Origin of the sequence: Nocardia sp. NPDC056564 (assembly GCF_042793755.1) — a bacterium.
Taxonomy (GTDB): domain Bacteria; phylum Actinomycetota; class Actinomycetes; order Mycobacteriales; family Mycobacteriaceae; genus Nocardia.
The window spans coordinates 245210-270511 of record NZ_JBHTUR010000006.1 but is presented as its reverse complement, the minus strand read 5'-3'; the positions used below and the strand labels follow the sequence as shown (position 1 = coordinate 270511).

Here is a 25302-nt window from a genome sequence, read left to right as displayed (position 1 = left end):
TCCCGCGTCGCCATCGGCGAGGCCGCACGCCGCCCCGACGGCAGGCGATCCCCCTTCGGCACGGCGCGCAAGCCGCGTCGGCAATCCGGTCAGCCGAGCCACCTGACAACTTTGTCGCAGACAATGCATCAAACCTGTTTGCCCGCGACCCTTTTCGTGCTCTGACACTTCCGCGACACCCCCCACCCGGGGGGTTATTCGTCCAACCGGACAAGTTGATCTCAGGCAAGCCCCAACTTCCGATGTCATTGGCGAGCAATCGATTTCGGGTATCCGTAATGAAAGTTCGGTGTAGCGTTGCGCAAACGTCCTGCCGGGGGGTTACCGCAAAACTCGGCGGGCGTTACGGTGGCGGCTCGCCGATGTTTTGAGTTTCAGTTGGGTAGGAATTGCGATGGCGGACAATGAGATCGATGATTCGGCATCGGCCCGGCAATTGCCGGGTGCGGCAATTGCCGCCGATTCGAGACTGGCCCTGAATGGTGGCGACCCTATTCGGCGCACACCATGGCCGACGTACGACCGGGGCGCGGTATGCGTGTATCCGGAGGACGAGGACGCGGCAATGCGGGCGATCCGCAGCCACCTCTACTTCCGCTACGACTACCGTCCGGCGAAGGAGACCGAGTGCAGCCAGTTCGAGGCAGAGCTCTGTCGCTACTTCCGATGTAAGCACGCGCTGGCGACGTCGAGCGGCACCACCGCGCTGGCGCTGGCCATCATGGCCGCCGGCATCGAGCCGGGCAGCCTGATCGCCTGCCCCGGTTTCACTTTCGCGGCGACGCCGAGCGCCATCCTGCTGGCCGGCTGCACCCCCTTCCTCGTCGATGTCGACGAGAACCTCCACCTGGACGTGGCCGACCTGCGCAGCCGATGGACCCCGCAGGTCAAGGCGATCATGGTGGTGCACATGCGCGGCTTCGCCGGCGACATGACCGCGCTGCTGCGCTTCGCCGACGAAATGGGCGTCCCGGTCTTCGAAGACGCGGTCCCCGCGCTCGGCGCGGAATTGGACGGCCGCAAGCTCGGCACCTTCGGCCTGGCCGGCGGCTTCAGCACCCAGTCGGACAAGTCGCTCAACAGCGGCGAGGGCGGCTTCCTGCTCACCGACGACAGCACCCTGTTCGCCCGTGCCACAGTGCTTTCCGGCGCCTACGAGGGCCGGCTGCGCCGCCATTTCCCGGACGGCGAGCCACCGATCGCCACCGATCTGGACCTGCCGCTGCTGAGCTTCCGGATGGACGAAATCCGCGCCGCGCTGCTGCGCGCCGAGCTCGGCCGGCTACCCGTGCGCCTGGCCGCGTTCCGGCGCAACTACGACTACGTCGCCTCGGCCCTGGCCGACGTCGACGGGATTCACATCCGCAGGCCGGTCGCCGCCGGCGCCTACCTCGGTGAGGCGTTCATCTTCCTGGTCCCGACCGGCCGCGCGCAGTGGTTCGCCCGGGCGCTGTGCCACGAGGGCATCGAGGCGCGCAATCTGGGCTCGGACGACGACCACAACATCCGGGCCTTCTGGAACTGGCGGTTCATGTTCCGCGGCATGCAGACCCCGGCGATCAAGCAGCTGCTGCCCAACGCGACTCGCTATCTGCAACGCGCGGTGGACATTCCGCTCTCCTCCACGCTGTCGCCGGCGGACTGCGACGAACTCGTCGCGGCCGTCCGCAAGGTGGCCGCCAGCGATGTCCCGATCGCCACCGGCGAAGACTCCAGCTCCGCGTGGGCCGGACAACGATGACCGCACCCTCGGACGCGACGGCGATGCCACGTCTCGCGCTCGCCGGGGTATTCGGCGGACTGTTCTGCGGATACCTCGGCTTGTCGGCGGCGATCCCGGTCATTCCCGCCTACGTCAGGGACCAATTCGACGCCAGCGACCTCGCGGTCGGCATCGCGGTCACGGCCACCGCCCTGACCGCGCTGCTCACCCGCCCGATCTTCGGCGGGCTGGCCGACCGGCACGGTCACCGCACCGTCATGCGCTTCGGCGCGCTCGCCATCGCGGTGGGCGGGTTGCTCTACTTCCTGCCGATCGGCCTGGTCGGCCTGCTGGCGGTGCGGCTGCTGCTCGGCGTCGGCGAGGCCGCGCTGTTCGTCGCGGGCGCGGTCTGGACCGTCACCCTCGCCCCGCACAACCGCCGCGGCCAAGTGATCGGGCTCTACGGCGTCGCGATGTGGGGCGGCATTTCGCTGGGCACCGCGCTCGGTGCGGTGTTGCGCCACTTCGGGATCGACGCGGTGTGGGCCTTCTGCGCGATCGCACCGCTGGTCGGCCTCGTGCTGATCAGCATCGTCCCGCCGCAGCCCCACGCCGAACCGTCCGGCGGCGGCGGGCGCGGACTCCTCTTGCGCCCCGCCGTGCTGCCCGGTCTCGGCCTCGCACTCGGTGCCGCGGGCTACGTCGGCCTGGCGGCGTTCGTCATCACCGGCCTGCAAGCACGCGGAATCGACTCGGGCGTCATCGTTTTGAGCACCTTCAGCGCGGTCTACGCGGGCACCCGGCTCGTCATCGGGCACCTGCCGGACAAGCTCGGGCCGCGCCGGGTCGCGATCTGGTGTGGCGCGGGCGAAGCCGCGGGACTGCTGATCATCGCCTGGGCCCCGAACCTGCCGATCGCGGTGCTCGGCGCCCTCGTCATGGGCGTCGGATTCTCCCTGCTGCACCCCTCGTTGGCGCTGATGGTCATGAACAACACCGAAAGCTCGAAGCAGGGTGCCGCGCTCGGCGCCTACACCTCGTTCTGGGATCTGGGCCTGTTCGTGTGGGGCCCGGCGACCGGCGCGATCGCGGCCGGCTTCGGCTACCCGGCCGTCTTCGTGGTCGGCGCGGCCTGCGCGCTCGCCGCCTCGGCGCTGGCCATGACGCTGCGGCAATCGGTGTCCCTCGAGAAGGCAGTCGACAGATGACCAACCCATCATCGGACAGCAGCGAACCGCTGAAGGTCCTGTGTATCACCGGCTGGTGCCGCAACGGCAGCACCATCATCGGCAACATCCTCAACGAGATCCCCGGCTTCTTCCACGTCGGCGAGCTGCATTTCCTGTGGAAGAACGCGGCGGGCCGCGGCGTGAACGAGGACTGCGGCTGCGGCCGCACACTGGTCGACTGCCCCGTCTGGTCGACCATCCTGCCGATCGGCCAGCCCGCGGGCGCCACCCTCGTGCAGCACGCCGACGAGGTCATCCGGCGGCAGCTGGGCAACGTCCGGACCAGGCACACCTGGCAGGTACTCCGGCGCGGCCTGCACAACGCGCAGATTCGCGCGCACGCCGACCTGATGACCCAGGTCTACCAGGCCGTGGCGAAGCGCACCGAGTCCCGCGTGATCGTCGATACCACCAAGATCCCGGGTGAATCGGCACTGCTCGAGCACCTCGACGGGATCACCCCGTACTACGTCCATCTGGTCCGTGACCCGCGCGCGGTGGCCCAATCCTGGAGCAAGCCCAAGGAATACGTGTACGCCATGGGGCCGGCCAAGAGCACCGGCTACTGGACCGGCTTCAATCTCGCCGCGCACGCGCTCACCCGGCGCTATCCGGAGCGATCGATGTTCCTGCGGTACGAGGATTTCATCGCCGATCCGGCGGGCACGGTCGATCAGCTGCTGCGGCTGTGCGGGAGCGATCCGGCGGACAACCCGCTCGACGATCGAACCGTCGAGCTGCACACCAATCACACGGTCACGGGGAACCCGGATCGGTTCAACATCGGGGCCACCGTCATCCGCCCGACCGACGATTCCTGGCGGAGCGGCCTGTCCCGGCCGGCCCGGCGAACCGTCGCGGCGCTGTCGTGGCCGCTCGCCCATCGGTACGGATACCGCTTCGGCGCAACGGATTCGAACGGAAGGGGCTGACCGAGTGGACCTGGGTCTCGAACACAAAGTCGCGCTGGTAGCGGGCGGATCGAGCGGTATCGGCCTGGCGATCGCCAAGGAACTCGCCGCCGAGGGCGCGCACGTCGCGATCGGCGCGCGCGACCCCGGTCGGCTCGCGGCGGCGGAATCCGCCGTCAAGGAGGTCGCGCGCGGGCGCGTGCACGCCACGAGCGTGGACATCACCGACAGCGCGGCCACCCACCGCTGGATCGACGAGGTCGCCGCGGAATTCGGCGCGCTGCACGTCGTCGTCGTCAGCGGCGGGACGCCGCCGACCGGCAACGCGGCGAGCTTCGCGATGGCGGACTACCGCACCGCGGTCGACGCGGTCCTGCTGCCCGCCGTCGACGTGGCACTCACCGCGCTGCCCCACCTCAGAACCGCGCGCTGGGGCCGGGTCCTGTTCGTCGCGTCGGAGACCGCGAGCGTCCCGATCAGCGGCCTGGCCATGTCCGGGGTGACCCGCGCCGCCATCGTGCGCTTCGCCCAGTCCCTCGCCGCCGAGGCAGGCCGGGACGGCATCACGGTCAACGTGCTCGCGCCGAGCGCGACCCGCACTCCCCTGCTGGAACGCGTTGCGGCACAACAATCCACCGACGGCTCGCTCGAGGCCCGGTTCGACGCCATGGGCACGCACACGGCGGTCGGCCGGATCGCCCGGCCGGAGGAGATGGCCGCGGTGGCCGCCTTCCTGGTCAGCGAGCGTGCCTCCTATCTCACCGGCACGGTCCAACTCGTCGACGGTGGCGCGAGCGTGCTCGGACCGACCTCGGCGCACCTGCCCTGGGAAGCCGACGTGCACGGACCCGCAGACCCGGAGTGAACAGTCGCGGCGCGTTGCCGAGGACAGGGAAGGAATCGCTACATGCTGAAGACAGAGGGCATCAAAGAGACGCTGGCGCAGGTCGTCTCGGATCGCAAGAAGGAGCTTTCGCCCGGGCGGATGTTCGTCGAGGCCTGCGCGGAGCAGGGGCTCGACGCGTCGGTCGAGTACGACGTGACCATCACCGACACCCTGACCAGCTCGCGGCGCAAACCGCGCTACCCCGCGCGCAATGTGCTCAAAGCCATTGACCTGTCCCGTGATCCGCGCCAGTTCTACTGGCACGAGAGCGCGCCCGGCGCGGACGACGCGCCGATCGAGGGCGCCGAGGTGCGCCGCGAGCTGGCCAGCCGGTTCCACAAGTCGCCCATCCCGGAGTTGCTCACCACCACCGCGTGGGTGCAGGTGCCGCCCCGGATGTGGGAGGACCCGGAGACGTTCGAGTCGTTCATCAACTACCGGCTGATCGTGCGGCTGTGCACCGCCGAGAACCACACGATCATCAGCGGCGAGGGTGGCCTGCTCAACATCCCCGGCATCGCCAGGATCACCGATCCGGGGCCGTTCACCTCGACGATCCTGTGGGCCTGCAACGAGGTCGAGCAGATGGGCGGCACCGCGGACGGGCTGATCATCAATCCGGCCGACTACTACCGCGCCCTGGGTACCGGCCGCCTGATGGCCGACCTCGAGGAGAACGGCGTGTTCATCTGCCGCACCAGGCTGGTCGAGCCGGGCAGCGCGATCGTCGGCGACTTCGGCCACGGCGCACAGCTTTTCGACGCGGGACGCTCGGTGATCCGCTTCGCCGAGCCGCCGCCGGGCACCTTCGCCGAGCCGGGTCCGGCGGTCATGGCGGAGATCTACGAGCGGGTCGTGGTCAACCTACCGACCAACTTCTTCGTCGTGACCGTGTAGGTGGATCGTGACGAGTGACGAGGCGGCCCCCGTGCGCAGCGACCCCGATGTGTTGGTCGTCGGCGGCGGGGTCGCCGGGCTGTTCTGTGCGTACTACCTGCGGCGCGGCGGGGCGTCGGTCACCGTGCTCGAGCGGGGCGCGCTCGGCGGGCCGCAGTCGTGTTCCTATGGGAACACCGGTTTCGTCGGCACGCACGGTGCCGCGCCGCTGGCCGAGCCGGGGATGCGATCGCTGCGCACCCTCGGCATGCTCAGCGTGGACGCGCCGTTCTACGTCAGGCCGCGGGCCGACCGCGAATTGTTGCGCTGGCTCTGGCATTTCGGGCGCGCCTGCACTCCGCTCGCCGCCGCGGCGGGCTTCCGCACCTTGATCGCGATGAAGAAGCGCAGTCTGGACATCCTGCTCGAGCTGTGCGAAACCCCGAGCATCGCCGATACTTTCGAGTCGCCGGGCATCGTGCTGGCGTACAAGACCGCGCAGGGTTTCGCGGATGCCAGCCGTTCCGTCTCGCGAACCGTCGCGAACGGCGTGCCGCTGCGCGTTCTCGGCCCCGGGGAACTCGATGACCTGGAGCCGAAGACTCGCTTCGATATCCAGGGCGCACTGTACAACCCGGAGGGCGCGTACCTGCACGTGCCGGAGTTCGTCCTGGAATTCGGGAAGCTGTTGCGCGCCATGGGCGTAGAGATCTGTGAGCACAGCGAGGTCACCGGTTTCGACGTCTGCGCGAGCAAAGTCGAACGGCTGCATACCGATCGGGGCGACTTCCGTCCCCGGGACGTGGTGGTCGCGGCGGGTGCGTGGTCGACCGCATGCGCGCGCCTGGCGGGCGTCGGCCTGACGTTGCAACCGATCAAGGGTTACAGCGTCACCGTGGACATGCCGCCCAGCGGGCCGAGCAGGCCGGTACTGCTCAGCGAGGGCCGAATGGCGATGGTCCCGCTGGGTGATCGCCTGCGCATCGGCGGCCGCCTCGAACTGACCGGAATGAGCACCGCCGTTTCCGAACGCCGGGTGCGCGGCATGCTGCGCACGGTCACCGAATACCTCCCCGACCTGGAGGAAACGCACACCCGCGAGACCTGGAGCGGTTTGCGCCCGTGCGCGCCGGACGGCCTGCCGGTGATCGGCCGCACCGGCCTGCGCAACCTCGTGGTCGCGGCCGGCTACGGCCATATCGGCATGGGCCTGGCCCCCGCCGGTGGCGAACTCGTCAGCCATCTCCTCGGCGGCGAGGCGCCGATTACCGACCCCGTCCCGCTGCGGCCGGAACGTTTCAGCAGAACCCGCTCGATAAGGCTGCACCAGTGAACGAACATCCAGGTGTCAAGGGCGACACCACAATCGGCGTGCTCTGCCTGGACACCGCCTTCACCAAGATTCCCGGCCACATCCGCAATCCGACGACCTTCGATTTTCCGGTCGACTACCAGGTCGTGCACGGCGCGACCCCGCACCGCATGGTCACCGAGGCGGACCCGACTCTGCTCGACCCGTTCATCGTCGCCGCCAAGGAACTCCAGGCTCGCGGCGTCGCGGCGATCACCAGCGGTTGCGGGTTCCTGGTCATCTTCCAGCAGCAATTGGCCGACGCCGTGCAGATCCCGCTCTACAGCTCCAGCCTCATCCAGGTTCCGATGGTCCACCGAATGCTCGGCGCAGACCGAAAAGTGGGTCTGCTCGTGGCGAAGAAGTCGGCCCTGACTCCCCGGCATCTGCAAGCGATCGGCGGCGAATCCGTACCGATCTGCGTAGCCGGCATGGACGATCACCCCGAATTCCGCGAAGTCATCCTCGACGGCCGCCGCGACGAACTGGACGCCGACCGCCTGGGCGAGGAAGTCCTGGACGAAATAGACCACCTCGCCGCCGCCAATCCCGACATGGGCGCATTGGTCATCGAATGCACCGACCTGGTCCCCTACGGCCACGCCATCCAAGACCGTCTCGGCCTGCCGGTCTTCGACATCGTCACCCTCACCGAAATGGTCCACCGCACCCTGAGCCACCGCCCCTTTCCCCGGGAGTAGGCGCCCCGAATCCGCGGATCACAGTAGGTCGTTCAGCATACGGCCGACCAGGCTCATCATTTCGGGCCGATCGAAGTCACCGTGCGCGCAGTCCACCTCGATGACGTCGATGCGGCCACCGATATACGAGCGCCAGGCCTGTTCGAGCTCGGTCTTGACATCGATCGTCCGATTTCCCGCCTGGTCCAAGGTGGCGCCGAAAACGGTCAGATCGCCGGCGTAGAACGGCGAGGTATAGCCGTCCCACAGCTTGCAGTTGTTGATCAGCACGGTGGTCAGCCGCTCCACCAGCTGCTGGATCACCGGCGCGTCGAGCTGGCCGTCGAACCGCTCGACCGCCCAGGCCCGCACGCCGGCCATCGCCTCCTCGTCGGTCACGTCGAAATCGGCGGCCGAGCCGCGCGGTGGCTGGCTGTCCAGCACGCCGACGAAGCCCACTTCCATTCCGCGCCGGGACAATTCGGCCGCCATCGCCTGGGCGACGACCCCGCCGTAGGACCAGCCGAGCAGATGGTAGGGCCCTTCGCTCTGCAAGGTCCGCATCCGGTCGATGTAATCCGCCACCATCTCCGCCATCGACCCGGCCGTCGGCCCGCCGTCCAGTCCACGGGATTGGATGGCGTAGACCGCCCGATCGGGCAGGTGCCTGCCGAGTTGCTGATAGAACCAGCCGAGGCCGCCGCCGGGATGCAGGCACCACAGCGGCTGCCGGGTGCCGGCGGCCTTCAGGATCAGCACCGGATCGAAATCCGTTCCCCCGGCGGCGCCTTCGTCGAGCCGCGGCGCCAGCTGGGCGACGGTCGGGGCGTCGAAGATCAGCCGGACCGGGACGTCGACGCCGACGACCGCCCGAATCCGGCTGGTGAGCCGGGTGGCCAGCAGCGAGTGCCCGCCCAGTTCGAAGAAGTCGTCGTCGATACCCACGCGCGGGAGCCCGAGGATTTCGGCGAACAACTGCGCCAGGGTCCGCTCCCTGTCCGTGCGCGGTTCCCGATAGTCGTTGGCGGACAGCAGTTCCGGGTCGGGCAGCGCGGCGCGATCGAGCTTTCCGTTGGGGGTCAGCGGAACGCTGTCGAGCACCAGCACGGTCGCGGGCACCATGAATTCCGGCAGCCGTTCACTCGCCCAGCGCCGGACCTCGGCGGCGAGCAGACCCGCCTGCGGATGGTTGGCGTAGACGCTCGGATCCACCACCGGGCCGGGCGCGATATACGCGTCGGCCAGCGTCCGGTCCCCGGCCGTCGCGGTGTCGACGAAGACCGCGTCCATCTGCCCCGGCTGTGCGGACCAGGTGACCGCGGTCGCGTAGCCGAGTTGCCGGCCGAGCCGGTGCAGATCCTCGGGCAGCACACCCGCATCGATCCGCGCGGCGCTGTCGGTCACGATTCCCTCGAAGCCCACGGCGAGCGGGACGAGCCGGCCGGTGGCCGGCACCGGGTCACCGGACCGGATCCGGTTCGCGGCCTCGAGCTGGCCGGTCAGCCCGGCGTGCGGAATGCCGGTCACCCGAATGCCGCCGGGGTGGCTGGTGCGCAACAGCGCGCGCAGCCACACATGATCGCGGAACTCGACCTTCGCCGCGTCGGCCACCGAGACGGCCGTCACCGGGGCGGTGTGCAGGACGACGTCATACCGGTACCTGGTCAGCTCGTTCACCGAGAATCCGCGTTTGAGCCCGATGTCCACCGCACCGAAGCCGAGCCGCCGATTCAGCGACACGAAGTACTCCGGCGACAACAGCAATTCCTGTTCGGCGGCGATGTCGCGGCGCACCCGATCGGCGACGGCCGCCGCGTCGTCCCCGCCGTTGCGGCTGATCTGGACCGCCGTGGTGAACTCCTCCAGCAGGGCCAGGTTGCGGATGTCGCCGACGAATACCGTGCCGCCGGGCGCCAGCAACGCGAGTACCTGTTCGAGGACGCGGCGCAAATACTGCTCGCTCGGGAAGTACTGGATCACCGAATTCAGCACGACGGTGTCGAAGTGGCGCTCCGGCAACCCGGCGGTGTCGTCCGCGCCGCGGACGCTCAGCACGACTCGGTCGACCCAGTCCTCGTTCAGCCGGCCCAGTCGTTGCCGCAGCGTGCCGATCGTCGCGGCGGAGAAGTCCGTGGCCCAGTACTCCGCGCAGTCGGGCGCCAGCTGGGACAGCAGCAGGCCGGAACCGACGCCGATCTCCAGCACCCGTCGCGGCGCCAGCCCGCGAATCCGTTCGACCGTGGCCGCCCGCCACTCCCGCATCTGGTCCAGCGGAATCGCGGCCCCGGTGTAGCTGCTGTTCCAGCCGCCGAAGTCGGCGCCGAACCGGACCTCGCCGACCGTCTCGCCGTCGGCCGGACTGTCGGCGGAATACAGGTCGTCGTATACCCGGCGCCACTGCCCGACCAGTTCGGCTTCGCCGACCGCGGGCCCGGATCGATCGGGCACCACATATCCGACCAGCTGCTTGCCGCCGATGTCGCTGTCGCGCACGACAACCACCGCGCGCGACACCGAGGGATGTTGCGCCAGAATCGATTCGACCTCGCCCGGCTCCACCCGGAAGCCACGGATCTTCACCTGATCGTCGACCCGGCCGACGAACTCCAGCGCACCCGCCGAATTCCAGCGCACCACATCGCCCGTCCGATACACGCGGCCACCGGCCGGATCGAACGGATCGGCCACGAAGCGGGTGGAAGTCAGCCCCGCCCGCCCCTGATATCCGCGCGCCAGCTGTTCGCCGGCCACATACAGCTCGCCCGCGACACCCACCGGTACCGGCCTCAGCCACGAATCCAGCACGTAGGCGCGCATATTGAGCAGTGGTCGCCCGATCGGCACGGAGCCCTCGGCCGCCGGGTCGGCGGCGAAGATCGTCGCGAACACCGTGGTCTCCGTCGGTCCGTAGCCGTTGAGCACCTGCACGTCCTCGGCGAGGTCGCGCACCCGGCGCACCAGCGTCGCGGACAGCTCGGCGCCGCCGGCGATCACCTGCGTCAGCCCATGGAAAGCGTTGCCCGGCAGCGTTTCCGCGTGGTCGAGCAGCACCGAGAGCAGCGCGGGTGTCGCGAACAACCGCGTCACCGAGTGTGCCGCCACCAGCTCCAGCATTTCGGTCGGGTCCGAACGCATCTCACCCGCCAGCACCAGCGCGCCACCGGAACTCAACGCCGCCCACATCTCGTAGGTCGAGGCATCGAACGCCATCGACGAATGCACCAGCACCCGCTCGGCCGAGCCGGGCAACCACCCCTGGGACACGTGATTCACCACGTTCCGGTGCGTGACCCCCACGCCTTTCGGAACTCCGGTCGAGCCGGACGTGTAGATCACATACGCCAGATTCTGCGGCCGCGCCGCAACCCGTTGGGCCGCACCCGGCTCCTCGGCGCCGACCTCATCCAGCGCCAGCCGCGGCGCGGACGTCTCCGGCAATGCCTCGGCGATGGCCGGATCGACGACGACCACGACCGGCGCCGCGTCCGCGAGAATGAACGCCAGCCGATCCGACGGATACGCCGGATCGATCGGCAGATACGCACCGCCTGCCTTCCACACCGCCAGCAAGGCCACGATCAACGCCACCGACCGGGGCACCGCCACCGCCACGAGGCTGTCCGGCCGCACACCGCGCGAAACCAGCGCTCGCGCAAGCCGATCCGCGCGAGCATCGAGTTCCCGATACGACACCTCGGTATTCGCGTGGATCGCGGCGACCGCGTCGGGCGTCCGCGCGGCCTGCGCCTCGAACAGCCCGGCCACGGTGAGATCGGGTTCGATCGCGACCGTGGTCTCGTTCCACCGGCGCACCACCGACGCACGCTCGGCGGTGTCGAGTACGTCGACCGCCCCGATCGGCGCACCCGGATCCGCCACGATCGCCGTCAGCGTCCGGACGAAGCGCTCGGCCAGGGTCTCGACCGTGCCGCGATCGAACAGCTCGGTCGCGTACTCGATCAGCCCACTCCACGGATAGCCCGCGGGCGCGTCCCCGATATTGAAGAACAGGTCGAATCGGGAGGCGCCGATGGACGCCGGGTAGGGCTCGAATCGGACGCCCGGCAGCTCGAGACTGGCCAGGTTGTTGTTCTGGAATGCCAACGTCACCTGGAACAACGCGTGCCGGGCTGCCGAGCGGACCGGGTTGAGCAGCTCGACGAGCAGCTCGAACGGCGCGTCCTGATTCTCGTAGGCGGCCAGCGCCTTGGTCCGCACCTGCCCGAGCACCTCGGCGCACGAGTCCGACGGCGAGATCCGCGTCCGCAGGACCCAGGTGTTGACGAAGAACCCGACCAGGTCCGACAACGCCTCGTCGGTGCGGCCCGCGATCGGCGAGCCGAGCGGAATATCTTCTCCGGCACCGAGTTTGAACAATAGCATGGCCAGCGCCGATTGCAGCACCATGGACACGGTCGCACCCTCGCGCGCCGCCAGCCGCTCCACCCCGGCCCGCAGGTCCGGATCGATGTCGAACAGCACCATGTCACCGCGGTAGCTGGCCACCCGCGGCCGCGGCCGATCGGTCGGCAGCCGCAGTTGCTCGGGCAGATCGTCGAGTTCGCCGCGCCAATACTCGAACTGCCGCGCCAGCAAGCTGTCCGGGTCCTCGGCCGCACCGAGCAGGTCCTGCTGCCACAGCGTGTAGTCCGCGTACTGCACCGGCAACGCTGCCCACTCCGGCGCCCGGCCCTGAACGCGGGCCGCGTACGCCACCGACAGGTCCCGCAGCAGCGGCGCCATCGACCAGCCGTCGCCGGCGATGTGGTGGATCACCAGCACCACCACGCAGTCTTCGCTGCCGGGGCGCACGACCGTGACCCGGATCGGTATCTGGCCGGCCAGGTCGAACCCGAACCGCACGGCCTCGGTCACCGCGGCGTCCAACTCGGCGGGATCCGTTTCGGCGACGACCACCGGCACCTCGATCGAGTCCGCGTCGAGCACCTGCTGCGCGGGTGTGCCGTCCACCTCGACGAAGATCGTGCGCAGGCTCTCGTGCCTGGCGATCACGTCGCGGATCGCGGCGCGCAGCACCGCCACGTCCAGGCCGTGCATCCGCACCGCCAGCGGAATGTTGTAGGTCGCCGACGGCCCCTCCAGCCGGTGGATGAACCACAACCGCCGCTGCGCGTACGACGCGGGCACCACGTCCGGGCGCGGCTGCGCCACCAGCGCGGGGCGAATCCGCACGCCGGCGTCGAGCCGGGTGGCCAAGCGCGCCACCGTCGGCGCGTCGAAGACGGTCCGGATCGGCACCTCGATCCCGAGCTCGGCGCGGACCCGGCCGGCCAGCCGGGTGGCGGACAGGGAATGGCCGCCCAGCTCGAAGAAGTTGTCGTCGATTCCCACCCGATCACGGCCGAGGACCTCGCCGAACAACGCGGCCAGTACCCGTTCGTCGTCACCGCGCGGCGCGCGATATGCCGCGGACGAGGCGAACTCCGGCATCGGCAGCGCCTGCCGGTCCACCTTGCCCGCGACGGTCAGCGGCACCGAGTCGAGCACCAGCACCGCCGACGGCACCATGTAGTCGGGCAACCGCTCGGCCGTGAATCGGCGGACCTCGCCCGCGTCGAGCGCGGTCGAGCCGGTGCGATCGGCGACCACATAGCCGACCAATTGCTTGCCACCGGCCCCGGCGTCGTGCGCCACCACGAGGGCCTGCGATACCGAAGGATGCTGTGCCAGCACGCTTTCGACCTCGCCGGGTTCGATCCGGAAACCACGGATCTTCACCTGATCGTCGACCCGGCCCAGGAACTCGAGCTGCCCCGAGGTGTTCCAGCGCACCACGTCGCCGGTGCGGTACAACCGCCCGCCGCCCGCCGGATCGAACGGGTCGGCCACGAAGCGGGCCGCCGTGCGTCCCGGCTTGCCGAAATACCCGCGCGCCGTTTGGGATCCGGCGAGGTACAGCTCACCGGCGGTCCCGATCGGCACCGGCGTCAGCCACGCGTCCAGGACGAACGCCCGCACCCCCGCCAGCGGCCGCCCGATCGGCACCGCCGCGGTCCGCACGGTCGCGGCGTCGGCCGCGCACACCGTGGCGAACACCGTCTCCTCGGTCGGGCCGTACCCGTTGACCACCTCGATGCCGGGCCCGATCGCCCACACCCGCCGGACGAGCGCCGCGGAGACCTCCGCCCCACCCGCGACCACCTGCGCCACGGTGCGGAACGGCTCGCCCGGCGTCGCCTCGACTCGGTCGAGCAGCACCGACAGCAGGGCAGGCGTCGCGAACACCCGGGTCACCGCCCGGGTCCGGATCAACTCGACCATCTCGGCGGGATCCGAGCGCGGCGCGTCGGTCAGCACGAGCGTGTGACCGTCGCACAGCGTCGGCCAGATCTCGTAGGTCGAGACATCGAACGAGACCGAGGTGTGCAGGAGCACGCGCTCGTCCTGGCCGGTCGACCATTTCTGCGCGACCAGGTTGACGACGTTGTGGTGGGTGACGGCAACGCCTTTGGGCACACCGGTGGAGCCCGACGTGTAGATCAGATACGCCAGATTCTCCGCCCCGGCCGCGACGCGACCGGCTCGGTCGGCGCCATCGGGCTGCTCGACGGCGTCGAGCGGGAGCACCGGCGCGGCCGTGCTCGGCAGGATGCTCGCGGTGGCACGGTCGGTCAGCACGACGACCGGCGCGGCGTCGGTGAGGATGAACGCCAGCCGATCCGAGGGATAGGCCGGGTCGATCGGCAGATACGCACCGCCCGCCTTCAGCACCGCCACGAAGGCCACGATCAACTCCACCGACCGCGGGACCGCCACGGCCACGATGCGGTCCGGCCCGACCCCGCGCGAAACCAGTACCCGCGCAAGCCGTTCGGCGCGGTCGTCGAGTTCGGCGTACGACACCTCGGCACCGGCGCCGATCAACGCGATCGCCAGGGGCGTCCGGGCCGCCTGAGTTTCGAACAGCCCCACCAGGGTTCGCCCCGGCTCGATCGGCGCGGCGCGGTCGTTCCACCGGCGCAACACCAATTCGCGCTCATCGGCGCCGAGCAGGTCGATCGACCGTACCGGCACGGCCGGGTCCGCGACCACCTGTCGCAGGATCCGCACCAGCCGCTCCGCCGTGGCCTCGATCGTGGACCGATCGAATGCGGCGGGGTGGTATTCGAGCTGGAGGGTCAGGGTCGGCGCGGTATTCGCGATGACCGTCAGCGGATAGTGCGTAGGCGCGTTGGGGCGGGCAGCGCTGATCGCGAGGCCGCCCGCGGTGGTGGCTTCGCCGATGCCGGTGTGGTCGATGGGATAGGACTCGAACGCGATCAGCGTGTCGAAGAGGACATTCACCCCGACGGCCTGATGGATGTCGCTCAAACCGACATGATGATGGTCCAGCAATGCGGTCTGTCGCGCCTGCAAGTCCGTCAGCAATGCGGCGAGGCTGCGGCGGGGGTCGAATCGCACCCGCACGGGCACGGTATTGATGAACAACCCGACCATCGAGTTCACCCCGGCGATCGCCGGCGGCCGGCCGGACACCGTGGCGCCCGCGATCACGTCGTGGCCGCCCGTCGCCGCGGCCAGCAGAATTCCCCAGGCGCCTTGCACCACGGTGCTCAGGGTCGTCCCCAATTCCGTGGCCCGCCTAATCAATTCCGCCGCCGTCGCCGACGGCAGGGGGACGTCGATCCGGTCCACGTCCGGCAGCTCGGAACTCTCGGTCGCGCCGCTCAGGCGGCCGGCGAGCAGCGTGGGCTCATGGACACCGTCGAGTTCCCGTTGCCAGGCCCGTACGCCCGCGTCGGCGTCCTGCTCCCCCAGCCACTTCAAGAACTCTGTGTATTCCGCGACCGGCGGCAGCGCACCGGACCCGCCGTACAGCCGGAACAGATCCACGACCAGCAGCGGCAGCGACCACCCGTCCAGCAGCACGTGATGAGCCGTCAGCACCAACTCCGACCGCTCCGCGCTCAGTCGCACCACCATCAACCGCACCAGCGGCGGGACCGTCACATCGAAATGCGCATCCCGATCCGCGGCCAGCAGCCGCTGCAACGCCGCATCCCGTGCAGGTTCGGTCAGTCCGCTCAAATCCACCACGCGCCAGGGCAATTCCACCCGGTCCAGGACGACCTGAACCGGGTCACCCCGGCGATCGGCGACGAATCCCACCCGCAGATTCGCGTACCGATCCAGGATCCCCTGACCGGCCACCCGCATCCGCTCGGCGTCGACCTGACCGGCCAGCCCGAACACGATCTGCATGTGGTAGGCGTCGAAACCGGACCCGGCCATGACCTGGTGGAACAACAGGCCCGACTGCATCGGGGTCAGCGGCCACACATCGACCAAGCCCGGATACCGGTCCGCCAACGCGTCGATCTCCTGCTGCGGCATGCCTTTCGCCAGGACGTCCGAGGGAGACAGCCCACCCCCGCCCGCCGCCACATGCCCGGCCAATCCGGCGACCGCGTCCTGCCACAGGCCGGCCAGCTCCTGTATCTCGTTCTCGGCCAGCACCGCCGCGGGCGCGGCGAACACCGCCTGCAACACCGGGCCCTCGTCGGTGTCGAGCACGATCGTGTTGACGTCGAGCACCGCCATCGCAGGCATCGCCGCCAATGCCGGATCGACCGGGCTGATCAATTGCCCGGCATCGACCGACGGGGTCCAGCCCGCGCCGCGCAGCCGTGGCGGCAGCAGATCCGTCGAGGTGAACCGGCCGAGGTAGTTGAAGCCGATCTGCCCGGACGAATAGTGTTGCAGCACTTGCTCGGTCGCGGGATTCAGGTAGCGAAGCAAGCCGTATCCCATGCCCTTGTCCGGCACCGCGCGCAACTGTTCCTTCACCGACTTGACCAGCGCGCCCGCGGCAGGCCCGCCGGCGCACAGCTCGTCCCACGCCGCCGCGGGCGCGGTCAGCCGCACCGGGAACATGCTGGTGAACCAGCCGACGGTGGTCGACAGGTCCGCACCGGGCACCACGTCTTCCGCGCGACCGTGCCCCTCCAACCGGATCAGCACCGACGCCTCGCGCACGCCCCTGCGCTCACGCCAGCGGCGCACGGCGACCGTCAGGGCCGCCAGCAGCCCGTCTTCGACACCGCCGTGGAATGCCGCGGGCAACGTGGTCAGCAGAGTCTCGGTGGCCGCCACCGGAATACGCACCAGCGCATGACCGGCCTCGGCCATCACATCGATGGCCGGATCCAGGGGCCTGCGTCCGAGCATCGGATCGGGTCCGTCGAGCACCGAACGCCACCAGGACAACTCGGCCACCCGCTCCGGCCGGGCCGCCTGCTCGACCAAGCCGTGCGCCCACCGCCGCATCGAGTTGCCCGACCGCGCCAGCACCGGCGTCCCGCCGGTGGACACGTCCTGCCACGCGGTCGCCAAGTCCGGCAACAGGATTCGCCACGACACGCCGTCGACCACCAGGTGGTGCGCGACGATCGACAGCCACCCCGCCCGATCCGGACCCGCGTCGAACCACACGAACTGAACCATGACGCCCGCCGCCGGCGTCAATCGGCCCACCGCGGTGCCCATCTCCGCCACCACGACGGCCGAGATGTCGTCGACTCCGGTCACCGATACCCGGGATACCAGCGCGTCCACGTCGACCGAACCGGCCGGTGCCACGTCGAGCCCGGCCCCGCGCTCGTCCTCGACCAGCCGTGCGCGCAACATGTCGTGGCGATCGAGCACCGCCGACAAGGTCGCGACCAACCCGGACCGATCGATGCCGACCGGCAGATCCAGCACCATCGACTGGGTGAAGCTGTCGAACCCCGCGCCGCCCAGGTCCCGCACGAACCGGGCGACCGGCAGCAACGGCATCCATCCCACCGCGCCGGTGGGCAGCTCCGCCAATACCGGGCCGGTTACCTCGCGCCCCGTCGCGATCGCGGCCAGTGCCCCGGCGGTCTGCTGTTCGAACACCTCGCGCGGGGTGACCTCCACGCCCAGCTCGCGCGCCCTGGACACGACCTGGATCGAGCGGATGCTGTCGCCACCGAGTTCGAAGAAGCTGTCGTCCACGCCGACCCGGTCGAGGCCGAGCACCTCGGCGAATACCGACACCAGGACGCGTTCCTCCGGCGATACCGGCGCCCGGTACGCCCGCGACGACGTCAGTTCGGGGTCGGGCAGGGCCTGGCGGTCCACCTTGCCGTTCGCGGTCAACGGCACCGCGTCGATCACCACGACCGCCGCAGGCACCATGAAGTCGGGCAGCCGTTCGGCGACGAAGTCACGCACCGCCGCGCCGTCGACCGCGCCGCCGCGCTCGGCGACCACGTACCCGATGAGCCGCTTGCCGCCGGTCTCCGTGTCGCGCACGGCAACCACCGCGCGCGACACCGAGGGATGTTGCGCCAGAACCGATTCGACCTCGCCCGGCTCCACCCGGAAGCCACGGATCTTCACCTGATCATCGACCCGGCCGACGAACTCCAGCGCACCCGCCGAATTCCAGCGCACCACATCGCCCGTCCGATACACGCGACCACCGGCCGGATCGAACGGGTCGGCCACGAACCGCGATGCCGTCAGCCCGGCCCGCCCCTGATACCCCCGCGCCAATTGCGTACCGGCGATGTACAACTCACCCGCGACACCCACCGGTACCGGCCGCAGCCACGAATCCAGCACGTAGGTCCGCATGCCGAGCAGCGGACGCCCGATCGGCACCGGCCCGTCCACCGCCGGATCGGCGGCGAAAGTCGTCGCGAACACCGTGGTCTCCGTCGGACCGTAACCGTTCACCACGGCTACGCCCGCGGCGAGGTCGTGCACCCGGCGAACCGACGTCGCGGACAGTTCGGCGCCGCCGGCGATCACCTGGGCCAGTCGGGCAAAGGGATTGCCGGGCAGCGTTTCCGCATGATCCAGCAGCACCGACAACAGCGCGGGCGTCGCGAACAACCGCGTCACCGCACGATCCGCGACGAGCTCCATCATTTCCGCTGGGTCCGAACGCAACTCGGCCGAGATCACCAGCCCGCCGCCGGCACACAGCGCCGCCCACATCTCGTAGGTCGAGGCATCGAAGGCCATCGACGAGTGCACCAGCACCCGCTCGGCGGTACCGGACAGCCATCCCTGGGACACGTGATTCACGACGTTACGGTGGGTGACGCCAACGCCCTTGGGCGTTCCGGTCGAACCGGACGTGTAGATCACGTAGGCCAGATTCTGCGGGCGCGGCGGGCGGGCGATCCCCGCTTGGCCGTCCGCGATCTCGCGGGCGTCGACGTAGACCCGTGGCGTCGTCGTGTCGGGCAGCGTGTCCGCGGTCGCACGATCGGTCACCACGACCACCGGCGCGGCGTCGGCGAGGATGAACGCCAACCGATCCGACGGATAGGCCGGGTCGATCGGCAGATACGCACCGCCTGCCTTCAACACCGCCAGCAACGCCACGATCAGCTCCGCCGACCGCGGCACCGCGACGGCGACAACGCGGTCCGGCCCGACCTCGCGCGAAATCAGCACTCGCGCAAGCATTTCGGCTCGGCTGTCGAGTTCGCGGTAGGACACGTCGGCGTTCGCGAAGGTGAGCGCGACCGCGTCCGGCGTCCGGGCAACCTGCGCCTCGAACAGTCCGACGACGGTGGTGTCGGGGATATGGCCTTCGGTATCGTTCCACCGGCGCAGTACGAGTTCGCGTTCGTCGGCACCGAGAATATCGATCGCGGCCACCGGGGCATCCGGATCCGCGACCAGCTGCCGCAGGATCCGCACCAGCCGCGCGGCCATCGATTCGACGGTGTCCCGGCCGAATTCATCGGTGCGATAGTCGAGATACAGCGTCAAGGCCGGCGCGGCACCCGCGATGACCGTCAGCGGGTAGTGCGTCGACGAGGTCGGGCGCAGGTCCGTGATGGCGATGCCGCTGGTGTCGACCGCCGCCGCGATGCCGCTCCGGTCGACCGGGTAGGACTCGAACGCGATCAGGGTGTCGAACAGGACGCTCACCCCGGCCGCCTGGTGGATATCGCTCAGCCCGACGTGGTGATAGTCCAGCAGCGCGGACTGGCGGGCCTGCAAGCCGGTCAGCAGATCGGCGAGCGAGTCCCGCGCACCGAATCGCACCCGGACCGGCACGGTGTTGATGAACAGGCCCACCATCGAGTCCACGCCGGCGATCGCCGGCGGACGGCCGGACACGGTGGCACCGACGATGACATCGTGGCGTCCGGTCATCGCGGCGAGCAGAATCCCCCAGGCGGCCTGCACGACCGTGTTCACGGTGATGCCGAGTTCGCCCGCGCGCCTGCCCAGCCCCGCGCCGGTCTCGGCGGTGAGCGGCACCTGCACGCGTTCGACGCCCGCGGGGCCGCCCGCGCCCCGCACACTGTCCGCGAGCAGGGTCGGCTCGTGCACGCCGTCGAGCTCCTGACGCCAGGCCCGCATGCCTGCCTCGGCGTCCTGCTCCCCCAGCCAGGTCAAGAACGTCTGATACGCGGGCGCGGCCGGCAGTTCCCGCGCCGAACCGGCAGAACTGTAGAGCCGCAACAACTCTCGGATCAACAGCGGCAACGACCAGCCATCCAGCAGCACGTGATGGGCGGTCAACACCAACTCCGCCTGGTCTTCGCCGAGCACCACCAGCGTCAATCGCAGCAGCGGCGGCACCGCCATGTCGAAATGCGCACGCTGATCGTCGACGAACAGCCGGGCCGCTGCCGCCGCCCGCGCGGCCCCGTCGAGGTGCCGCAGATCCACTACCCGCCAGGGCAATTCGACGTCGGCGACGACGACCTGAACAGTCTTCCCGTGCGCGGCCGGGGCAAAGCCCGCCCGCAGATTCGGATACCGATCCAGCAGCCCTTGGCCCGCCGCCCGCATCCGCTCCGGATCCACTTCTCCGGCGAGACCGAAGACGACCTGCATGTGATACGCGTCGAAGCCCGGCTCGGCCAGGGCCTGGTGAAACAGCAGCCCCGACTGCATCGGGGTCGGCGGCCACACATCCTCCAGGCCCGGATACCGGTTCTCCAGTGCTTCGATCGCGTCCTGGTCCAGACCGTCGACCAGCACGTCGGATGGCGTCAGGCCCCCTGCGCCCGGCGTCTCGACGTGCCGCGCGAATCCCGTCAGCGCCGCGCGCCACAGGTCGGCGAGGTCCTCGGTGTCCGCCTTCGCCAGCACCCCGGCCGGCGTGGCGAACACCGCGCGCAGCGTCGGCCCGTGCTCGGCGTCGACCACCATCGCGGTGACATCCAGCACTGCCATCGCAGGCATGGCCGGGTCGGGGGCGGCATCGGCGCCGCCGGAGTCCTCGGCCGGGGCCCACGCCCGGCTCCGCGATGGCGGGAGCAGATCCGCGGCGGTGAGCCGCCCGAGGTAGTTGAACCCGATCTGCCCGGCCGAATGCTGTTGCAGCGCTGCCTCGGTCTCGGGGTTGAGATAGCGCAGCATGCCGTATCCCATGCCCTTGTCCGGCACGGCACGCAATTGCTCTTTGATCGATTTCACCACGGCGCCTGCCGCCGCGCCACCGGCGCACACCTGGTCCCACTCCGTCGCGGACGCCGTCAGGCGCACCGGGAACATGCTGGTGAACCAGCCGACCGTGCTGGACAGGTCGGCCCCAGGAACGGTGTCCTCTTCGCGCCCATGGCCTTCCAATCGGATCAGCACCGATTCCTGGCCCATGCCGTGCGTGTGCCGCCAGCGGATGAGCGCGACCGCCAGGGCCGCGAGCAATCCGTCCTCGACCCCGCCGTGGAACAGCGTGGGCAAGGTGGTGAGCAAGGCCTCGGTCTCGGCGGCGGGAAGCTGAACGCGCACCTGGTCCACGGTCGCCATGACATCGACGCTCGGGTTCAGCGGCCGGGTGCCCAGCGTCGGGTCGGGGCCGTCGAGCACCGCACGCCACCAGGCCAATTGCTCAACCAGCCGCGGTGTCTGCGCTTGCTCGACGAGGCCGTGCGCCCACCGCCGCATCGAGGTGCCGGTCCGCACCAGCGCCGGCGGCGTACCTGCCGACACGTCCTGCCAGGCAGACGCCAAGTCCGGCAGCAGAATCCGCCAGGACACGCCGTCGATCACCAGATGATGGGCGACGACGGCCAGCGATCCCGCCCGCGTGCGCCCGCCGTCGAACCACACGCATTGCAGCATCACCCCGGCCGCCGGGTCCAGCCGAGCCACCGCCGCGCGCACCTGCGCGGCCCGCACCTCGGCCGAATGCGGTTCAGCGGCAGGCGTTTCCACCCGATGCAGCAGGCCGTCCACGTCGATCGAACCGACCGGCGCCACCTCGAGCCCCGGACCGCGCTCATCGTCGACCAGCCGCGCGCGCAGCACATCGTGGCGATCGATCACCGCGGCCAGCGTCGCGACCAGGCCCGCCCGGTCGATCCCGACCGGCAACTCGAGCACCAAGGATTGCGTGAAACTGTCGAACCCGGCACCCAGCTCCCGCACGAACCGGGCGACCGGCAGCAGCGGCAGCCAGCCCACGCCGCCGCCGGTCAGTTCCGCCAGGACCGGGGCGGACGTGTGCCGCCCCGCGGCCACGGCGGCCAACGCCGCGGCGGTCTTGTGCTCGAACACCTCCCGCGGGCTGATCTCGACCCCGAGCGCCCGCGCCCGCGACACCACCTGGATCGAGCGGATGCTGTCGCCGCCCAGTTCGAAGAAGCTGTCGTCCACGCCGACCGCGGCGCGCCCGAGCAACTCGGCGAACACCTCGGTCAGTATCCGTTCCGCGGTGGTGCGCGGTGCCCGGTACCGCGCCGAGGAGGTGATCTCCGGCTCCGGCAGCGCGGCGTGATCGAGCTTGCCGTTGGCGGTCAGCGGCACCGCGTCGATGACCAGCACCACGGTCGGCACCATGAAGTCCGGCAGTCGTTCGGACACGAACCCGCGCACGTCCGCGCCGTCGAGCGCGGACCCGTCGGCGACGACATAACCGATCAGCTGTTTGCCGCCGCCGGTCTCGCGCGCGACTACCACCGCCTGCGACACCGAAGGATGCTGTGCCAGCGCGGTTTCGATCTCGGCTGGCTCGACCCGGAAGCCGCGGATCTTGACCTGATCGTCGACGCGGCCGACGAACTCCAACTGCCCCTGGCCGTTCCAGCGCACCACGTCGCCGGTGCGGTACAGCCGCCCGCCCGCGGCATCGAACGGATCGGCCACGAACCGGGCTGCGGTCAACGCGGCGCGGCCGAGGTAGCCACGCCCCAATTGCGCACCCGCCACGTACAACTCACCGGCGACCCCGACCGGGACCGGCACCAGCCAGGAGTCCAGCACGTAGACCCGCACGTTCCCCATCGGACGGCCGATCGGCACCGTGCCGCCGATTGCCGCCTCGGCGTCGTAGGCGGTGACGCACGCGGTGGTTTCGGTCGGCCCGTACCCGTTCATCACCTGAGCGCCGGGGTGTCGAGCGTTCCATCGATCCACGACCGCCGCGGTCAGCTCGGCGCCGCCGACAATGATCCGGCGCAATGTCCGCAACGGGTTGCCGGGCAACGACTCCGCGTGCTCGGCCAACGCCGACAGCAACGGTGGCGTGGCGAACATCTTGGTCACCGATCGACCGGCGATCAGCGCGGTGACCTCGTCCAGGTCCGATCGCGGTGCGTCGGCCAGCACCAAGGTCGCGCCGCCGCACAGGGTGGGCCAGATCTCGTAGGTGGAGGCGTCGAAGGCGATGGACGAGTGCACCAGCACCCGATCCGCCGGGTCGACCGGCCAGGCCTGTGCGACCAGGTTCACCACGTTACGGTGCGTGATGCCAACACCTTTGGGAACGCCGGTGGAACCGGAGGTGTAGATCACGTACGCCAAGTTCTGCGGCGCCACCGCGACCGCCCGGGCCGGACCGGTCCCGTCGGCCTCGGGCAGGTCGAGGTAGAGGTGCGGAGTCTCGTTGTCGGGCAACGCCTGCACCGTGACCGAATCGGTGACGAGGACGGTCGGGGCGGCGTCGGCGAGGATGAACGCCAACCGATCCGACGGGTAGCCCGGATCGATGGGCAGATACCCACCGCCCGCCTTCGCGACGGCCAGCAGTGCCACGATCAGGTCCGCCGATCGCGGCAGTGCCACCGCGACCACACCATCCGGGCGCACCCCGCGCGCGAGCAGGCGCCGCGCGAGCCGATCGGCACGGGCGTCCAGTTCCCGATAGGACACCTCGTCCGAACCGTGGCGCACGGCGATCGCGTCCGGAGTCGCGGCGACCCGCGCCTCGAACAACCCGATCAGGGTGCCGTCCCGCACCTCGGCGGCGGTGTCGTTCCATTGCCGCACCACCGTCGCGCGCTCGTCGGCGTCGAGCACATCGATCGAACCCACCGCGGCCCCGGGATCCGCTACGACCGAGGCCAGCGTCCGCACCAACCGCGCGACCATCGTCTCGACCGTGGCTCGGTCGAACAGGTCGGTGGCATACTCCACCAACCCGTTCCACGGCTGACCCGCGGCGGCGTCGGCGATATTGACGAAGAGGTCGAAGCGCGCGGTCGTGACGGACGCGTCGTAGGGCTCGAGCCGCACCCCGGGCAGCTCCAAGGCGGGCGGGGTGTTGTTCTGGAACGCGAGCGACACCTGGAACAGCGGGTGATGCGCCGCCGAGCGCGCCGGGTTGAGCAACTCCACCAGCAGCTCGAACGGAACGTCCTGATTCTCGTACCCGGCCAGCGCCTTCGCCCTGACCTGGCGCACGATCTCGGCGAACGACGCCGCGGGCGATACCTTCGTCCGCAGCACCCAGGTGTTGACGAAGAACCCCACCAGCTCGGTCAGCGCGTCGTCGGTGCGCCCGGCGATCGGCGACCCGAGCGGAATATCCTCCCCCGCACCGAGTTTGAACAGCAGCACGGCCAACGCCGACTGCAACACCATCGACACGGTCGCGCCCTCGCGCCCGGCCAGTCGCTCCACGTCCGCGCGCAGCGCGGAGTCGATCTCGAAGCCCACCATGTCACCGCGATAGCTGGCGACCCGCGGCCGCGGCCGATCGGTCGGCAACCGCAGCTGCTCCGGCAACCCATCCAGTTCGGCACGCCAGTAGTCGAATTGCCGAGACAGCAGGCTGTCCGGATCGGCCGACGACCCGAGCACGTCCCGCTGCCACAGCGTGTAATCCACGTACTGCACCGGCAGCGGACTCCAGTCGGGCGCCCGATCCGCGACGCGCGCCGTGTACGCCACCGAAAGGTCGCGCAGCAGCGGCCCGGCGGACCATCCGTCGCCGGCGATGTGATGGATCAGCAGAACCAGCACACACTCGTCGGCGCCGCATCGAAACACACTGGCGCGCACCGGGATCTCCGCCGCCAGGTCGAATCCGTAGCGCATCGCCGCGGCGACCGCGGCGGCCAACTCGGCCGGGTCCACCTCGGTCACCACGATCGGCACCTCGACGCGGTCCGCGTCGAGCACCCGCTGGGCGGGCACACCGTCGGCCTCGGCGAAGATCGTGCGCAAACTCTCGTGCCGCCCGACCACATCCCCGATCGCGCCCCGCAGGGCCGACTCGTCGGCCCCGTGCAACCGCACCACCAGCGGCATGTTGTAGGTCGCCGAAGGACCTTCCAGCCGATGGATGAACCACAGCCGCCGCTGCGCGAACGACAGCGGAACCGGCTCGGGACGCTGCCGGGCCAGCAACGCCGGACGCTGCCGAGCGCCGTCCTCGAGCCGGGTCGCCAACTGCGCCACCGTCGGCGCGTCGAACACCGT

The 25302-nt window shown here is 69.9% G+C and carries 8 protein-coding genes (1 of these 8 running past the window's edge); 7 read left to right on the top strand and 1 reads right to left on the bottom strand.

Annotation, left to right across the window (positions count from 1 at the left end):
* Window positions 1–394: 394 nt before the first annotated feature.
* The 7 genes from ACFQ9K_RS18160 to ACFQ9K_RS18130 are packed head-to-tail and all read left to right on the top strand — an operon-like array spanning window position 395 to window position 7656.
* Window positions 395–1741: a DegT/DnrJ/EryC1/StrS family aminotransferase gene (locus tag ACFQ9K_RS18160; RefSeq protein ID WP_378724950.1), complete on the top strand. Its 1347-nt coding sequence runs from the start codon at window positions 395–397 to the stop codon at window positions 1739–1741.
* A complete protein-coding gene (locus tag ACFQ9K_RS18155) occupies window positions 1738–2910 on the top strand; it encodes an MFS transporter (protein WP_378724948.1) in 1173 nt (390 codons plus the stop codon). The genes ACFQ9K_RS18160 and ACFQ9K_RS18155 overlap by 4 nt, the downstream gene beginning before the upstream one ends.
* Window positions 2907–3863 carry a sulfotransferase gene (locus ACFQ9K_RS18150; RefSeq protein ID WP_378724946.1) on the top strand — a complete coding sequence of 319 codons (957 nt, stop codon included), beginning with the start codon at window positions 2907–2909 and terminating at the stop codon, window positions 3861–3863. The genes ACFQ9K_RS18155 and ACFQ9K_RS18150 overlap by 4 nt, the downstream gene beginning before the upstream one ends.
* A 4-nt stretch (window positions 3864–3867) precedes the next feature.
* Window positions 3868–4707 (top strand): SDR family NAD(P)-dependent oxidoreductase, encoded by an 840-nt coding sequence (locus tag ACFQ9K_RS18145; RefSeq protein ID WP_378724944.1) that lies wholly within the window; start codon window positions 3868–3870, stop codon window positions 4705–4707.
* Between the two features lie 42 nt (window positions 4708–4749).
* On the top strand, window positions 4750–5625 hold the full coding sequence (locus ACFQ9K_RS18140) for a family 3 encapsulin nanocompartment shell protein (protein WP_378724941.1): 876 nt from the start codon (window positions 4750–4752) through the stop codon (window positions 5623–5625).
* Window positions 5626–5632: 7 nt separating this feature from the next.
* Complete coding sequence (locus ACFQ9K_RS18135; protein WP_378724939.1) at window positions 5633–6937, top strand: NAD(P)/FAD-dependent oxidoreductase; 1305 nt, start codon at window positions 5633–5635, stop codon at window positions 6935–6937.
* Complete coding sequence (locus ACFQ9K_RS18130; protein WP_378724937.1) at window positions 6934–7656, top strand: aspartate/glutamate racemase family protein; 723 nt, start codon at window positions 6934–6936, stop codon at window positions 7654–7656. Before ACFQ9K_RS18135 ends, ACFQ9K_RS18130 begins: the two co-directional genes overlap by 4 nt.
* A gap of 18 nt (window positions 7657–7674) precedes the next feature.
* Here the strand turns inward: ACFQ9K_RS18130 and ACFQ9K_RS18125 are convergent, their stop codons facing one another.
* On the bottom strand, window positions 7675–25302 hold the 3' portion of the coding sequence (locus tag ACFQ9K_RS18125) for a non-ribosomal peptide synthase/polyketide synthase (RefSeq protein ID WP_378983401.1). It continues 3072 nt past the right edge of the window; 17628 of the gene's 20700 nt are visible here — the last part of the coding sequence; its start codon lies off the right edge, out of view; the stop codon is at window positions 7675–7677.

What these genes read in the sequence shown, in the direction of transcription:
- ACFQ9K_RS18140 (WP_378724941.1), top strand. Translation starts at nt 4,750, where the DNA reads ATGCTGAAGACAGAGGGCATCAAAGAGACGCTGGCGCAGGTCGTCTCG.
- ACFQ9K_RS18160 (WP_378724950.1), top strand. Translation starts at nt 395, where the DNA reads ATGGCGGACAATGAGATCGATGATTCGGCATCGGCCCGGCAATTGCCG.
- ACFQ9K_RS18150 (WP_378724946.1), top strand. Translation starts at nt 2,907, where the DNA reads ATGACCAACCCATCATCGGACAGCAGCGAACCGCTGAAGGTCCTGTGT.
- ACFQ9K_RS18155 (WP_378724948.1), top strand. Translation starts at nt 1,738, where the DNA reads ATGACCGCACCCTCGGACGCGACGGCGATGCCACGTCTCGCGCTCGCC.